This window comes from Bacillus sp. SIMBA_008, assembly GCF_046535495.1.
GTDB classification, from domain to species: Bacteria; Bacillota; Bacilli; order Bacillales; family Bacillaceae; genus Bacillus; species Bacillus subtilis.
Window position 1 is genome coordinate 1 of the sequence record NZ_JAWRWL010001326.1, and the last position, 233, is coordinate 233.

A 233-nucleotide genomic window follows, 5' to 3' on the forward strand; every position below is an offset into this window, starting at 1 on the left:
CCGGCGGCAAAGACGATCGGCCCCCCATCGGGCAGCAGCTCGTTGAGGTATTCCGCCTGCATCTCACCGGCGACGGTGTCGTCGACGCCGATGTAGCTGATGTAGTCGACAGTGGCTCCCTCAGCGAATTCGGTGGACAGGATGAACAGGGGGATACCCGCTTCGGTCACTCGCTTGGCCGCCGTCTGGCTCGCCTCGCCATCAAGCGGCTGGAGGATGATGGCGTCGACTTG

General features: G+C 63.9%; 1 protein-coding gene. It reads right to left on the minus strand.

Features of this window, described 5'->3' with window-relative positions; translation table 11 throughout:
- Positions 1-233: substrate-binding domain-containing protein (locus SB658_RS27750; protein ID WP_410603802.1), on the minus strand; the 233-nt coding region annotated here is incomplete at both ends.